Genomic DNA, 14,667 nt, shown 5'->3' on the forward strand with positions numbered 1-14,667 from the left:
AGCCGGGTTTTTTTCATGGTGCGACCAGACGTGCGACGCAGGCGGCGATCGCGTCGCGCACGCGCACGATCGCCGGGTCGCGCTGCGTGCTCGTGCGCCAGCCGATCTCGACCGGATAGCGCGGCAGGTCGACCGGGCACGCGAGCGCACGCAGCGACGTCGCTTGCGCGATCGCATGCGCCGCATGCGCGGGGATCGTCGCGACCGCGTCGGAGCCGGCGAGCAGGTACGGCAGCGCGGCGAAATGCGTGGTCGACGCCGCGACGCGCCGCTTGTGACCGAGCGCGGCCAGCACCTCGTCGACGATCCCGATCACGCCGCCCGACGACACGAGCAGGTGGTCGCGTCGCAGGAACTCGGCGAGCGTCAGTGTGCGCGGCGCCCGCGCGCGGCCGGCCGGATCGATCAGGCACGCATAGCCGCCGGTGGCGACCGCGCGCCGGCTGAGCCCGTTCGCCGAGAATCCGCCCGACGCGATCGCGACGTCGACGCCGTGCCGCAGCAACGCGTCGCCGGCGATGCCGCTGTGTGTCTGCCGGAAGATCAGCCGGATGCCGGCCGCTTCGCGCGCGACCGCATCGATCAGCGCGCGCCCGAGCGCGATCTCGAAATCGTCGGACAGACCGACCGAGATCGTGCGGCCGACGCGGTCGCCGCCGTCGGCCGCGATCGCGAGGCTTTCGCGGCAGCGGTCGAGCGCATCGGACAGGATCGGCTTCAGTTCATCCGCGCGCGGCGTCGGCGCGAGCCCGCGGCCGGTGCGCACGAACAGCGGATCGGCATAGATCACGCGCAGCCGGCCAAGCGCCGCGCTGACCGCCGACTGCGTGAGATCGAGCCGCAGCGCCGCGCGGCTCGCGCCGCCTTCCTCGTACAGCGCCTCGAACACCTTCAGCAGGTTCAGGTCGAGGTCGGCGATATCATCTGCATTCATGACACATATCGTTCTATCGATTTGATCGATGACATCTTATCGATAAAGATGGCGCCATCCCACTCATCGGAGACGCCTATATGTCCACCTCAGTCATCGCCGCGCTGCAGATCGGCGCATCGCCCGCCGGCACGCGCGCCACGCTCGACACGATTCTCGGCTACGAAAGCGCGATCCGCGACAGCGGCGCGTCGCTGGTCGTGCTGCCCGAGGCCGTGCTCGGCGGCTATCCGAAAGGCGAGATCTTCGGCACGCGGCTCGGCTACCGGCTGCCCGAAGGGCGCGACGCGTATGCGCGCTACGCCGCGCAGGCGATCGACGTGCCGGGACCGGAAACCGACGAGCTGGCCGCGCTGTCGCAGCGCACGGGCGCGAGCCTCGTGGTCGGCGTGATCGAGCGCGGCGGGAGCACGCTGTACTGCACGGCGCTGTTCTTCGATCCGCGCGACGGGCTCGTCGCGAAGCACCGCAAGCTGATGCCGACCGGCACCGAGCGGCTGATCTGGGGGCAGGGCGACGGCTCGACGCTGCCGGTCGTCGACACCGCCGCCGGCCGCGCGGGCGCCGCGATCTGCTGGGAGAACCACATGCCGCTGCTGCGCTGCGCGATGTACGCGAAAGGCGTGCAGATCTGGTGCGCGCCGACCGTCGACGAGCGCGACGTATGGCAGAGCTCGATGCGGCACATCGCGCACGAGGGGCGCTGCTTCGTCGTGAGCGCGTGCCAGGTACAGCCGTCGCCGCGCGCGCTCGGCATCGACGTGCCGGGCTGGGACCCGGAGCGGCCGCTGATCCGCGGCGGCAGCGTGATCGTCGGGCCGCTTGGAGACCTGCTGACCGAGCCGCTGATCGGCGAGGCCGGGCTCGTGACCGCGCACGTCGACACCGACGAGCTCGTGAAGGCGCGCTACGACTTCGACGTCGTCGGCCACTACGCGCGTGCGGACGTGTTTTCGCTGCACGTCGACGAGCGGCCGAAGCGGCCGGTGGTGTTCGGCGGGTAACGCAAGCGGGGCCGGGCGCCACCTGGCGCCCGGCAAACGAAGGGGCGGCGGCGTGCGCCCGCCGCCTTGCCGCGTCAGCGCATCGGTGCTTCCGCGATCCGCATGTAGTCGGCGATGCGCCGGCCTTCCATGTCCGGAAACTGCTCGTGCACGGTGATGTCGCCCATCCGCGCGATGTCGAAGGTGCGGAAATCGTCGCGCAGCTCGCACCACGCGCCGATCGTCCAGCGCCCGCCCCAGTAGACGAGCCCGAGCGGCCACACGCGGCGCTGCGAATGCGCGCCGAGCCGGTCGCGATAGTCGAAGCTGACGATGTGGCGCGTGTCGATCGCCTGGTGGATCGCGTCGACCTTCGCGCAAAACGTCTCGTCGATGTGGAACGACGGCGCGAATACGGGCAGCCGGTCGAGCGCGGTGCGCTTGTCGGCCGGCATCGCCGACGCGATCTTCGCGAGCGCCGAGCGCGCGCCGCTCGCGAAGCGTGCACCGCCCCAGGTCTCGAGCATGCGCGCGCCGGTGGCGAGCGCCGCCAGCTCCTCGGCCGTGAACGTGAGCGGCGGCAGGCTCGCGTTGCGGTTCAGCCGGTAGCCAATGCCGGCTTCCCCTTCGATCGGCACCCCTGACAGTTGCAGGTCGCGCACGTCGCGATAGACCGTGCGCGGCGACACCGACAGCCAGTCGGCCAGTTGCTGCGCGGTCGTGAGACGACGCCCGCGCAACAGCTCGGCGATCTGGAACAGGCGGTCGGCACGGCGGGTCATGACAGCACCTCGATTCCTCGGGCGACGGGGACTTCGCGATGATAGCGCCGCGCCGGCCCGCTGACCGCTGCGCTCAGTGGCATTTCGGCGCGTGCAGGCCGACGCGGTTGCCTTCCGTGTCGATCAGATAGCCGACGTAGCCGTAGTTGTTCGGCAGCTCGACGACCGAGCCCTGCACGACGCCGCCCGCGCGCTTCGCGCGTTCGAGCGCCGCGACGACCGATTCGCCGGCGTTCAGGTAGACGAGCACGCCGTTCGCGCTCGGCTTGATCTGCTGCGGATCGAACACGATGCTGCCGCCGGTGCTCGACGCGTCGCGATCGAACGTCGCCATCGGCACGCCGCCGATGACCGCGCGCTGCAACGTGGTTTGCAGCACGGTTTCGTAGAAGCGGATCGCGCGATCGAAATCGAGGGACGGAATGTCGAACCACGCGATCGCGCGTTCCGGGGTGGCAGTGGCAGTTGCAGACGTCATGACGAGCTCCTTGTTGTTCGGGTTCTTGATGGAAACCAGCCTTGCATTGCGCCGGGATTGCAGTGTGGCGGGGGGCTGCTGACAGCGTGCTGTCAGTAGTCATGGCGGTGCTGACAAAAGGCGGCGGTGGCGTCCGGTCGTGCGGGAGCGCCCGCGCGGATGGGAGGCGGCAGGGACGTGCAGGACGGCGGCGTAAAGAAAAACGCCCGGCGGGTGCCGGGCGTCGTCTGGGTGTCAGCAGGCGGCCGCAGCGGCCGGTTCGCGTGTCAGGCGTCGCCTTCCGGCGCGGCCGGGCGTGCCTTCACGCTGCCGGCGATCAGGTCGAAGCGGAACAGTCGGCATTCGAGCGCGCCGTTGAACAGCGGCGTCTTCGCCGATTCGCGCAGCCGCAACTGGCCCGGCAGCGAACGGTCGGACGTCAGCAGGAACGCCTGCCAGCCGGTGAAGCGCTGCTTCAGCGCATCGCCGAGCGCGTTGAAGAACTCGCTGTCCGGCGCGTCGGTGTGCGTGCGCCGGAATGCGTCGTCGTTGCCGCGGTTGCGGCCGGTTTCGCGCACCTCGCCGCGCGCACTGCGGCCGCGCACTTCGATCCGCTCGCCGTACGGCGGGTTCGCGAGGAGGATGCCCGGCCCGTCGCACGGCGGCGTCATCCCGCGCGCGTCGACCTGCTTGAGCCACACCGACGGCACGCCGGCGCGCTCGAGGTTCGCGCGCGCCTTCTCGAGCATGTCGCCGGAAATGTCGCTGCCGTACACGCCGAGCGCGTCGCCGCGCTTGGCCCGTGCCGCGCGCTTCGCGTCGAGCGCCGGAACCTTCAGCCCCTGCCACGCGGTGATGTCGTACTGCTTGAGCTTTTCGAAGCCGAACCGGCGTTCGACGCCGGGCGCCACGCCGAGCGCGATCTGCGCGGCTTCCGCGAGGAACGTGCCGCTGCCGCACATCGGGTCGTACAGCGCGGTGCCGGGCGTCCAGCCCGTCAGGCGCAGGATGCCGGCCGCGAGGTTCTCGCGCAGCGGCGCCGCACCCTTGTCGAGACGCCAGCCGCGCTTGAACAGCGGCTCGCCCGACGTGTCGAGGTACAGCGTGCATTCGTTGACGGTCAGGAACGCGAACACGCGCACGTCCGGCGCCCCGGTGTCGATGCTCGGGCGCGAACCGGTTTTCTCGCGCATCCGGTCGCAGATCGCATCCTTCACGCGCAGCGTCGTGAATTCGAGGCTTTTCAGCGGCGACTTGATCGCGGTGATGTCGATGCGCAGCGTCTGCGTCGACGCGAACCAGCGTTCCCACGGCTGCTCGAGCGCGAGCGCGTAGACGTCCTGCTCGTTGCGGTACGGGCCGTGCGCGATCTTCAGCAGGATCCGGCTCGCGATCCGCGAATGGAGGTTCGCGGCCATGCCGGCGGCCCAGCCGCCGCTGAAATGGACGCCGCCCGGCACCTGCGCGCCCGCGGTGAACGGCGCGCCGTTCAGGTGGCGGCCGGCGATTTCGGCCAGCTCGGCGGCAAGCGCCGCTTCGAGGCCGCGCGGGCAGGGGGCGAAGAATTCGAACAGGGTGGGCGAGGACATAAGGCGGGTGAGGACGTGCAAAAGTCCACTATTGTACGCGGCGCGGGCGACCGGGGCCGGCGTTTCGGCGCGGCGGCGCCGGCGCGGCCGCCGCTCGCGCGTGCCGGGCGGGCCGGGAAGGCGGCGAGGGGCGGCCGGGCACGCGCCGCCGCGCCGCCGCAGCTCAGTGCGCGCCCGGCTGGCCGGCGCGCGCGGCGGGGTGGGCCGCCGGCCAGAGCAGCGCGAGCGGATTCGACAGCACCGTGCGGACGATCGCGGCGACGAGCGCGCGCACCTTGGTCGGGCGCAGGCTGCGCGAGCGCACGGCCATCGTGAACGCGAGCGCGAAGCTCACGAGCACGTTGAGGATCGCCATGCTCAGCACGCCCGCGCCGGCCCACCACAGCTCGGGCGTGCCGAGCGCACCCTTGCCCAGCACGCCGAGCGCGACCCCGATCGAGCCGGCCGACAGCGTCACGTGCCGCACCTCGAACGGGAACATGAACACGGTGACGATCGCCGGGACGAGGCCGAGCATCAGGCCGAGGCCGACGTTCGCGACCACGCCCGCGACGTTCGACCGGCAGAAGTGCGCGAGCTTCGCGGCGCCGGCCGCGCCGAGTGTCAGGCGCAGCCGGCGGTTGTACGTGAGCGCGTCGCCGACCCGATGCAGCACGAACCAGTTGTCGGCCCAGCCCGCGAGCAGGCTCGACGCCCACAGCAGCACGCCGGTGAGCGCCGCATAGAACGGCGTCGGGCCCAGCAGCGAGAACGAGTGCAGCGTCGCGTGCGCCTTCTCCGGCGAGATCAGGTTCGCGTGCAGCACGTTGCTTGCGAACAACTGCACGAGCAGGCACACCGGCAGCACGACGAGCACGTTGCCGGAAATCGCGGCCGCCTGCGTGCGGATCAGCGCGATCACCGACCCGACGAACGCCTTCACGCCTTCGTCGTGGCCGGTGTCGTCGAGCTCGCGCGCGAGCGTCGGCGCGGTCATCGCGGGCTGCTTGGTCGCGAGCGTGAAGTGCAGGAAGTGCATCAGCATGAAGCTGGCCGCGTAGTTGACGCCCGCGAGCAGCCCTTCGAGCATCGACTGCAGGTGCGCGCCCGTGATCGCGAACTTCACGCACACGGTCGCGACGGTGACGAGGCCGCCGCCCGCGGCCATCCGCAGCATCTTCAGGTACTCGGCGCGGCCGCGCGAAATGTAGTGCTCGCCGGTGTCCGCGTTGGTCTCGACGAGCTTGCGCGCGAACAGCGAGAAGTTGCTGCGCACCAGATGCGCGACGCTCTGGCTGCTCTGGTTCGCGTCGACGAGTTCGGCGGTCAGGTGCGCCATCCCGCGCAGGTCGTCGCGCGCCATCCACGCGTTCAGCAGCATTTCCGCGCGCAGGATGCGCATGCGCATCCGCTCGACCTGGAACACGATGTCGACCGACACGCCGTTGCGGTACAGGTGCGCGAACACGTCGTCGACGGCGATCCGGCATTCGTCGAGCAGCACGCGCAGGTAGTTCACCTCGTGCAGCAGCTTGCTCGGGTCGCCGCCGTCCTCGACGGCCGCGTGCGCGGTCTCGACCGCGAGCATCGCCCGCGTGAGGCGGTAGAACGGCTGCGATTCGAGCGGCTGGCGTTCCAGCGGCTTGCGCGCGTCGTCGTCGGACAGCCGGCTGCGCACCGTCTGCGACAGGCCGGTCGAGCTGATCTGGCAGGTCAGGTTGTGCAGCGCGGCCAGCAGGTCGCGCGAGAACGAGCCGGGCTCGTGGCGCTCTTCGTCGGTGACGTCGAACGAGATCAGCTCGGCGATGCGCGCGAGCAGGTCGTCGGGCAGCGCGTCGATCCATTTCGCGTCCTCGGGCGTCGGGAACATCAGCGTGAACAGCGCCGACAGCTCGCGGCGGTTCGGCGCGGGCGGGATCAGCGACGAGTCGATCCGCTCGAACAGCGCGCCGAAGAAGCCCGAATGCACGGGCATGCCGGCATCGCACAGCAGCGAGATGCCGTCGCACTCGCGCAGGATGCCGCGCAGGATGCGCGCCGCGTGCGCTTTCCACGCGGGGTTGCGATCGAGTACGTGGAACAGGTAGCGCAGCCGCGCATGGGCCGGATACGCGCGGGTGTCGGCGTCGCGCTCGGCCGGCGCGTCCTGCACGGTGCCGTTGCGGCGCAGCCAGTGCGCGAGCTCGATCAGCCATTCGCTGCGCTCGGCGTACGACGCGTCGGCATCGGCATTGGCGAGCAGCGCATCGAGCTGGTGACCGGCATTGCGCGACGCGCGCCACTTCTTGATCAGGGTCGTCAGGGAACGAAACATAAACGGAATAGCGAAAGCCCGGGACGGGCGGGTTCGGGATGCCGGCCGGGGAAACGGCGCGGCGCCGGTGAGAACGGGTAAGACGGGGCCGGTGGCCGGACGATGCGCGGCAACCCGCGATGCGGCTGCCCCGCCGCGGTGCACGCGGTTCGCGTGCGGGCGCCGGGAGGCACGGCGGTCGGGTCGAACGCGGCCCGGCGCCGCTGACTGGCGCGCACGACGAACGGCGCGAGCCTGAAAGTGCGTAGGATCGTCAATCGGGCCGGAAAACGCAAGCCGACCGCATTGCATGGCGCGGGTTCCGGCGGCTTTTGACAAAGAATGTCATGGCCGTCCGGCCGATGCGCGCGGTGCGCGAGGCCGGCTGCGGCGGCGTGCTGCCCGCGTTCGGCTTTCCGCGTGTGCGACTGGATGCGCCGCGCGATTCGACACCGCGCACGCGAACGCCGTGTCGAACGTCCACCTGCGCGCCGTCGCGTTCGCTTATGCGCCGGACTTGCCCGTCGCGCCGGCGTCGCCGCCGGCCGTCGGGTTGGCCGGGCACGGCACGACCGGCGCGGCGGCCGTCTTGCCGCCGGGCGCGGCCGCCGCGCCGCGGCGGGCGGCCATCGCGCGCACGGCGTCCGCGGCCTGCGCGGCAATCACGTCGAGCGCGCGCCGGTGGCCGGCGACGAGCGCGTCGTAGCCGTCCGCGACCGGTTCCGCGACGCTCGTGCGGCAGGTCATCACGGCCTGCGAGGCCAGCGAGCGCACGCTCCAGACGGCGTCGATCGCCGCGCGCTTGCCCGGCCACGACTCGAAGCGCTGCACGTTCACGCTGATGCGGTACACGGGCACGCCGGCCGGATACGCGGAATTCGCGACGTCGATCGTGCCCAGCTGCGCGGCCAGATCGTCCGACAGCGCGCGGCGGATCTCGTCGGCGGGCGGCGACGCCCAGCGTTCCTGCTCGAGCACGTCGACCTGCGCGGCGTTCTTCTGCACGACCAGCTGGCTCTTCGCGACCTGCTCGGGCACGCCGACCGACGGCACCTCGATCAGGAACGCCGGGTTGGCCGGTGCGGTGCGCAGCGGCGCCGCGGCGTCGGCCGGGCTGAGCGTGTAGAACCGCGCGGGCGGCGAGCTGCACGCGGCGAGCGCGAGTGCGGCGAAGACTGCCGCCGCGCCGCTCGCGAAACCGTTCACGCGTGTCGTCATTGTTTATCTCCTGGCTTGCCCTTGAGCAGCGATTCGGGGTGGCGCTCCAGATAATCGGCGAGCGCGTTCAGCGATTGCAGCGTGCGCGTGAGCTCCTTCAGCGCGCCGCGCACGTCGGACTGCAGCGGCGAATCCTGCTGCAGCGTCGCTTCGGCGGTCGAGAAGGTCTGCTTCGCGGCCGACAGCGTGTCGCGCGCTTCCGGCGCGACCTGCGTGTCGAGCTGCTTGAACAGCTTGTCGGCGTTCGACAGCGCGCTGTTCAGGTTCGCGCCGATCTGGTCGAACGGCACCTTGTCGAGCTTCTTCGCGATGTCGGCGACCTGCAGCTGCAACTCGTCGAGCGTGTTCGGCACGGTCGGCAGCTCGAGCGGCTGGCGGGCCGTGTCGATCTTCACGGCCGGCGCCTTCGGGAAGAAGTCGAGTGCGACGTACAGCTGGCTCGTCAGCAGGTTGCCGGTGCGCAGCTGGCCGCGCAGCCCGTGCTGGACGAGCCGCTCGACGATCTCGCGCCGCGCCGGTTCGCCCTTGCTCTCGATCGTCTCGCGGAAGCGACGGCCGAGGCGTTCCGGATACACGTTGATCGTCACCGGCATCAGGAAGTTCTTCGTCTTCGGATCGAAGTCGATGCCGATGTTCGTCACTTCGCCGAGCACGATGCCGCGGAAATCGACCGGCGCGCCGACGGCGAGCCCGCGCAGCGACTGGTTGAAGTTCATCACGACCTGCAGCGGCTGGCCGTCCGGGTCGCGCATCGCGTCGCCCTCGTCGGAGCCGAGACGGAACGTCGTGTTGTTCGGCGCGGTCGTGCCGGTGCCCTGGTTCGGCGGCGTCTGGAACGCGATGCCGCCGAGGATCACGGTCGCGAGCGACTGCGTGTTCAGCTTCAGGCCGCTCGAATCGAGCCGCAGATCGACGCCGCTCGCCTGCCACCAGCGCGTGTTCAGCCCGACGTACTGGTCGTACGGCGCATTGACGAACACGTTGAACGTCACGCCGGTGCCGTCCTTGTCGAGCGAGAAGCCGACCACCTGGCCGACCTGCACGCGGCGGTAGTAGACCGGCGAGCCGATGTCGACCGAGCCGAGCGAATCGCCGCGCAGCACGTACTGCGTGCCTTTCTGGTCGCCCGTGACGGCGGGGGGCGTCTCGAGGCCGGTGAAGTCGGTCAGCGTGTCCTGGCCGTGACCCGCGTCGACGCCGATGTACGCGCCGGACAGCAGCGTGCCGAGCCCCGACACGCCGGTCGCACCGACGCGCGGCCGCACGATCCAGAAGCGCGAGCCCTTGACCGCGAAATCCTCGGCCTCCTTCTTGAGCTGCACCTGGACCAGCACGCGCGACAGGTCTTTCGACAGCTTGATCGTCTTGACCGTGCCGATCTCGACGTCCTTGTACTTGACCTGGGTCTTGCCCGGCTCGAGCCCTTCGGCGCTATGGAAGCTGATCGTGATTTCCGGGCCGCGCTCGCGCACGGACTTGATCACGAGGCCGATGCCGATCAGCGCGGCGATCAGCGGCACGAGCCAGACGAGCGACGGCAGCCAGCCGCTTTTCGTCGAGATCGTCGGATCGGGCGGCCGGGGCGCGTCGTGCTGCGGGCCTTGTGGACTATTCATGGTGATTCCCTGAGGTTTCGACTGGATCCCAGATCAGGCGGGGATCGAACTGCATCGACGCCAGCATCGTCAGGATCACGACCGAGCCGAACGCGAGCGCGCCGGGGCCGGCCGTGATGACGGCGAGCGAACGGAAATGGACGAGCGCGACGGTCAGCGTCACGACGAAGATGTCGAGCATCGACCAGCGGCCGATGCGCTCGACGATCCGGTAGAGGCGCGTGCGCTGCAGCGGCCGCCACGCGGCGCGGCGCTGCGCGCTGGTGACGAGGATCGTCAGCACACCGAGCTTGAGCATCGGCACGAGGATGCTGGCGACGAACACGACGACGGCGAGCGGCCAGTCCCCGGACGTCCAGAAATAGATGACGCCGCTCATGATCGTGTCCTGCTGCGACCCGACGATCGACGACGTGCGCATGATCGGCAGCAGGTTCGCCGGAATGTAGAGGATCGCGGCTGCGAGCAGCAGCGCCCACGTGCGCATGATGCTGTTCGGTGTGCGCACGTGCAGCGCGCTGCCGCAGCGCGCGCAATGCGCGTGCGGCTGGTCGATCGTCTGCACGAGCCCGCACGCGTGGCAGCTGGCATAGCCCTCGCGGGCGGCGGTCGGCGTGGGGCGCGTCATCGGCGGGGCGCGTCCGGCAGCGGCGCGGCGGGGTCGGGCCGCCCGGGCGTGCGGCCGGCGCGCAGGTCGTCGGCGATGTCCCACACCGTGCGCGGGTCGAACATCAGCACGACGGCGGTCATCAGCGTGAGCGCGCCGAACGCGAACAGCGCCGCGTCGGGCACGACGCGCGCGAGGCTCACCATCTTCACGATCGTGACCACGATGCCGAGCATGAACACCTCGATCATCCCCCACGGCCGCACGAACTGGATCGTGCGCAGCACGAGGTTGAGGCCGGGCGGCACGACGCCGCGGCGGAGCGGCAGCAGCACGTAAAGCAGCGCGGCCATCTCGACGAGCGGGAACAGCACGGTTGAGCAGAACACCATCACGCCGACGATCGCCATGTCCTGATGCCACAGCGTGTCGATCGCGCCGATCAGCGTCGTCTGTACGCGCGTGCCGTTCAGGTCCATTTCGAGGATCGGGAACGTCTGCGCGATGATGAACGTGACGAGCGCCGCGACCGCCAGCGCGGTGATGCGCTCGATCTGCGTGGTGCTGTTGCGATAGAGCAGCGCGTCGCAGCGCGGACAGCGCGCGATCTCGCGGCCGGCGAGGCGCGGTTTATGCAACAGTGCGTCGCATTCGTGGCAGGCAATCAGGTCGTATCGTTGCATGGAAAAGGCGGTGTCGCGACGGCCGGGGGAACGCGTCGACGGGGCCGGAACCCGCGCCAATCTTACCAAAAGGGCTTTTTCGGTGGGTCAAGGATCGTGAGTTGCGTGACCGGTCGGTAACATGGCGGGAAGCCGTCAGCCGGCTGGCGCGCCTGTCCTCAGAGTCCGCGCGCGTCAAAAGGTTGCGGTAGCATGGCGCCCTTGACGTGCGTCGGACGAATTGACCGGCGCAGCCGTTCGCTGAACTGAGGAACCCAAGATGGCATCGAAATCGCCGCCGGCCGTGCCGGCACGCTACGCGCACACCGCGATCGCACTGCACTGGCTGATCGCGCTGCTGATCGTCTGCGGCTTCGCGCTCGGCTGGGTGATGACGGACATCCCCGGCTTCACGCCGACCAAGCTGAAGTATTTCTCGTGGCACAAGTGGATCGGCGTGACGGTGTTCGCGCTGGCCGTCGTGCGCATGCTGTGGCGGGCGACCCACGTGCCGCCGCCGCTGCCGGGCAACACGCCGGCGTGGCAGCGCGCGGCGTCGCACGGCGTGCACATGCTGTTGTACGTGCTGATGATCGCGATCCCGGCGACGGGCTACCTGTATAGCTCGGCGTCGAACATCCCGGTCGTCTATCTCGGCATCGTGCCGCTGCCGCGCCTGATCGACCCCGATCCGGTGCTCAAGGAAACCTTCAAGACGCTGCACGTCTCTTTGAATTACATTCTGCTTGCGCTCGTCGCGATGCACGTGCTCGCGGCGCTCAAGCACCAGCTGTTGGACCGCGACGGCCTGTTGTCGCGCATGCTTCCCTTTGCCAAATGAAGGATCCCATGAAAGTGTCTTTCTCCCGCTCCATGCTGACCGCGTTCGCCGCGGCGGCGTTTGTCGCGTCGGGCGCGGCGCATGCCGACGTCGATCTCGCGAAGAGCAAGGTGTCCGCCGTGTCGAAGCAGATGAACGTGCCGACCGAAGGCGCGTTCAAGAAGTTTTCCGCGCAGGTGAAGTTCGACCCGGCGAAAGCGGCGCAGGGCAGCGCGCAAATGACGATCGACGTCGCGAGCTTCGACCTCGGCGACAAGATGTACAACGACCAGGTCGCCGGCAAGGACTGGTTCGACGCGAAGACCTATCCGCAGGCGACCTTCGTGTCGTCGGCGATCGCGCCGGCCGGCGGCAACAAGTACAACGTGACCGGCAAGCTGACGATCAAGGGCAAGGCCGAGACCGTCACGGTGCCCGTCACGGTCGCGCAGAACGGCGCGACGCAGACGTTCGACGGCGTACTGCCGATCAAGCGTTCGGCCTTCAACGTCGGCACCGGCGAGTGGAAGGACACGTCGATCGTCGCGGACGAAGTGCAGATCAAGTTCCATCTCGTTGCCACGAAGTAAGCGGCGGGTTGCCGCGTCAACTGAATGCCGCGCGAGGGCGCGGCGCCGTTCCCAGGAGAAAAAGTTTGAAAAAGCATCTGATCATCGCCGCCGGCGCGCTGGCCGCTTCGCTGTCGTTCTCGGCCTTCGCCGAAAGCGCGACCTACCAGTTCGACCCGAGCCACACGTACCCGAGCTTCGAGGCTGACCACTTCGGCGGCCTGTCGGTCTGGCGCGGCAAGTTCGACAAGTCGAGCGGCACCGTGACGCTCGATCGCGCGGCGAAGACCGGCACGGTCGACGTGACGACCGACATCGCGTCGATCCACACGGGCAGCGCGAAGCTCGACGAGCACCTGCAGACGGCCGAATTCTTCGATGCGGCGAAGTTCCCGCAGGCGAACTACAAGGGCACGATCAAGTTCGACGGCGACAAGCCGGTGTCGGTGGTCGGCAACCTGACGCTGCATGGCGTCACGAAGCCGCTGACGCTGAAGATCGATTCGTTCAAGTGCATGCCGCACCCGATGCTCAAGCGTGAAGTGTGCGGCGTCGACGCGGTCGGCGAATTCAGCCGCGACGATTTCGGCCTCGACTACGGCAAGCAGTACGGCTTCAAGATGAAGACGAAGCTGCTGATCACGGCCGAAGCGGTCAAGCAGCAGTAAGATTTGCCGGCGAGGCCGGCCGTCGCGCCGGCCGCCGCGGGCCAACCGCCGCGCTCCCGTTACCGGGGCGCGGCGGTTTTTTTTGCGCGCCTATAATCGCCCGAGCGCCGCATGTGGCCAAGCGGATCGCGCAGCGCCGGGCAGGCCGACGGCGCGACGGCGGCCGCCCCGAACAGAACGTACAACGACAAGGAGATCGCCGATGCATGCCGTCACGCAGTCCAGCTCCATTGCCTCGTCGCCGCGCGTGTGGCGCGCGGTGGTCGCCGCATCGATCGGCAACGCGCTCGAGTGGTTCGATCTCGTCGTCTACGGCTTTTTCGCGGTGACGATCTCGAAGCTGTTCTTCCCGGCCGGCAGCGACACCGTGTCGCTGCTGCTCACGCTCGGCACGTTCGGCGTGTCGTTCTTCATGCGGCCGCTCGGCGCGATCGTGCTGGGCGCATACGCCGATCGCGCGGGTCGCAAGGCCGCGCTCACGCTGTCGATCCTGCTGATGATGGCCGGTACGCTCGTGATCGCGGTGCTGCCGACTTACCAGACGATCGGCGTCGCGGCGCCGCTGATCCTCGTCGCCGCGCGGCTGATGCAGGGCTTCTCGGCGGGCGGCGAGTTCGGCAGCGCGACCGCGTTCCTCGCCGAGCATGTGCCGGGCCGGCGCGGTTTCTTCGCGAGCTGGCAGGTCGCGAGCCAGGGGCTCACGACGCTGCTCGCCGCGGGCTTTGGCACCGTGCTGAACGCGCAACTCACGGCCGACCAGATGGCGTCGTGGGGCTGGCGCGTGCCGTTCTTCTTCGGTCTGTTGCTCGGGCCGGTCGCGTACTACATCCGCACCAAGGTCGACGAGACGCCCGAATTCCTCGCGGCCGAAGGCACCGCGAACCCGCTGCGCGATACGTTCGCGACGCACAAGGCGCGTCTCGTGGCCGCGATGGGCGTGGTCGTGCTCGGCACCGTCGCGACCTATCTCGTGCTGTTCATGCCGACCTACGGCGTGAAGCAGCTCGGCCTCGCGCCGTCCGCCGCATTTGCGGCGATTCTCGTCGTCGGCGTGATCCAGATGGCGTTCGCGCCGCTCGTCGGCCACTGGTCGGATCGTTACGGCCGCGTGCGCGTGATGATCGCGCCGGCCGTCGGCATTCTCATGCTGATCTACCCGGCGTTCGCGTATCTCGTCGCGCATCCGGGCTTCGGCACGCTGATCGCGCTGCAGGTGCTGCTCGCGTTCCTGATGACCGGCTACTTCGCGGCGCTGCCGGGGCTGTTGTCCGAAGTGTTCCCGGTGCAGACGCGCACGACCGGGATGTCGCTCGCGTACAACGTCGCGGTGACGATCTTCGGCGGCTTCGGGCCGTTCATCATCGCGTGGCTGATCCGCGAGACGGGGATGAAGACCGCGCCGAGCTTCTACCTGATGTTCGCGGCCGTGCTGAGCCTCGCGGCGCTGGTCGTGCTGCGGCGGCGGTTCGGGTTTCGGTGAAACGGGGCGG

General features: G+C 69.4%; 14 protein-coding genes. 5 read left to right on the plus strand and 9 right to left on the minus strand.

Translation table 11 applies throughout. The annotated features are described in order from the left end of the window. Positions 1 to 13: 13 nt before the first annotated feature. Complete coding sequence (locus KR541_RS03190; protein WP_050013793.1) at positions 14 to 934, minus strand: LysR family transcriptional regulator; 921 nt, start codon at positions 932 to 934, stop codon at positions 14 to 16. A gap of 80 nt (positions 935 to 1,014) precedes the next feature. On the opposite strand from KR541_RS03190, the gene KR541_RS03195 reads away from it, so the two are divergent. Then, complete coding sequence (locus tag KR541_RS03195; RefSeq protein WP_050013792.1) at positions 1,015 to 1,938, plus strand: carbon-nitrogen hydrolase family protein; 924 nt, start codon at positions 1,015 to 1,017, stop codon at positions 1,936 to 1,938. Positions 1,939 to 2,012: 74 nt separating this feature from the next. On the opposite strand, the gene KR541_RS03200 is transcribed toward KR541_RS03195, so the two are convergent. From KR541_RS03200 to KR541_RS03235, 8 genes are all read right to left on the minus strand, one after another. Next, positions 2,013 to 2,699, minus strand: a complete 687-nt coding sequence (locus KR541_RS03200; protein WP_006497518.1) for a helix-turn-helix transcriptional regulator — start codon at positions 2,697 to 2,699, stop codon at positions 2,013 to 2,015. A gap of 73 nt (positions 2,700 to 2,772) precedes the next feature. After that, a complete protein-coding gene (locus tag KR541_RS03205; protein WP_006476880.1) occupies positions 2,773 to 3,177 on the minus strand; it encodes a VOC family protein in 405 nt (134 codons plus the stop codon). A 266-nt stretch (positions 3,178 to 3,443) separates the two neighbouring features. Continuing rightward, a complete protein-coding gene (locus KR541_RS03210) occupies positions 3,444 to 4,745 on the minus strand; it encodes a THUMP domain-containing class I SAM-dependent RNA methyltransferase (protein ID WP_050013791.1) in 1,302 nt (433 codons plus the stop codon). Between the two features lie 163 nt (positions 4,746 to 4,908). Beyond that, positions 4,909 to 7,038 carry a site-specific recombinase gene (locus KR541_RS03215; protein ID WP_089488174.1) on the minus strand — a complete coding sequence of 710 codons (2,130 nt, stop codon included), beginning with the start codon at positions 7,036 to 7,038 and terminating at the stop codon, positions 4,909 to 4,911. Between the two features lie 483 nt (positions 7,039 to 7,521). After that, the gene (locus KR541_RS03220; protein WP_050011800.1) at positions 7,522 to 8,235 is read right to left on the minus strand and encodes a PqiC family protein; all 714 of its coding nucleotides are present in this window, start codon (positions 8,233 to 8,235) and stop codon (positions 7,522 to 7,524) included. Further along, positions 8,232 to 9,851: a PqiB family protein gene (locus KR541_RS03225; RefSeq protein WP_050011799.1), complete on the minus strand. Its 1,620-nt coding sequence runs from the start codon at positions 9,849 to 9,851 to the stop codon at positions 8,232 to 8,234. Before KR541_RS03225 ends, KR541_RS03220 begins: the two co-directional genes overlap by 4 nt. Then, positions 9,844 to 10,479: a paraquat-inducible protein A gene (locus tag KR541_RS03230; protein WP_050011798.1), complete on the minus strand. Its 636-nt coding sequence runs from the start codon at positions 10,477 to 10,479 to the stop codon at positions 9,844 to 9,846. The genes KR541_RS03225 and KR541_RS03230 overlap by 8 nt, the downstream gene beginning before the upstream one ends. Continuing rightward, positions 10,476 to 11,141 (minus strand): paraquat-inducible protein A, encoded by a 666-nt coding sequence (locus KR541_RS03235; protein WP_050011797.1) that lies wholly within the window; start codon positions 11,139 to 11,141, stop codon positions 10,476 to 10,478. Before KR541_RS03235 ends, KR541_RS03230 begins: the two co-directional genes overlap by 4 nt. A gap of 259 nt (positions 11,142 to 11,400) precedes the next feature. On the opposite strand from KR541_RS03235, the gene KR541_RS03240 reads away from it, so the two are divergent. The 4 genes from KR541_RS03240 to KR541_RS03255 all read left to right on the plus strand — a co-directional run bounded on the left by KR541_RS03240 (position 11,401) and on the right by KR541_RS03255 (position 14,657). Continuing rightward, on the plus strand, positions 11,401 to 11,961 hold the full coding sequence (locus tag KR541_RS03240) for a cytochrome b (RefSeq protein ID WP_050011796.1): 561 nt from the start codon (positions 11,401 to 11,403) through the stop codon (positions 11,959 to 11,961). Positions 11,962 to 11,969: 8 nt separating this feature from the next. Next, on the plus strand, positions 11,970 to 12,530 hold the full coding sequence (locus tag KR541_RS03245) for a YceI family protein (RefSeq protein ID WP_050011795.1): 561 nt from the start codon (positions 11,970 to 11,972) through the stop codon (positions 12,528 to 12,530). A gap of 65 nt (positions 12,531 to 12,595) precedes the next feature. After that, complete coding sequence (locus KR541_RS03250) at positions 12,596 to 13,177, plus strand: YceI family protein (RefSeq protein ID WP_006476873.1); 582 nt, start codon at positions 12,596 to 12,598, stop codon at positions 13,175 to 13,177. Positions 13,178 to 13,379: 202 nt separating this feature from the next. Then, the gene (locus tag KR541_RS03255) at positions 13,380 to 14,657 is read left to right on the plus strand and encodes an MFS transporter (protein ID WP_050011794.1); all 1,278 of its coding nucleotides are present in this window, start codon (positions 13,380 to 13,382) and stop codon (positions 14,655 to 14,657) included. Positions 14,658 to 14,667: the final 10 nt, after the last annotated feature.

The organism is Burkholderia sola, assembly GCF_905400185.1.
In the GTDB taxonomy this organism is placed as follows: Bacteria; Pseudomonadota; Gammaproteobacteria; order Burkholderiales; family Burkholderiaceae; genus Burkholderia; species Burkholderia sola.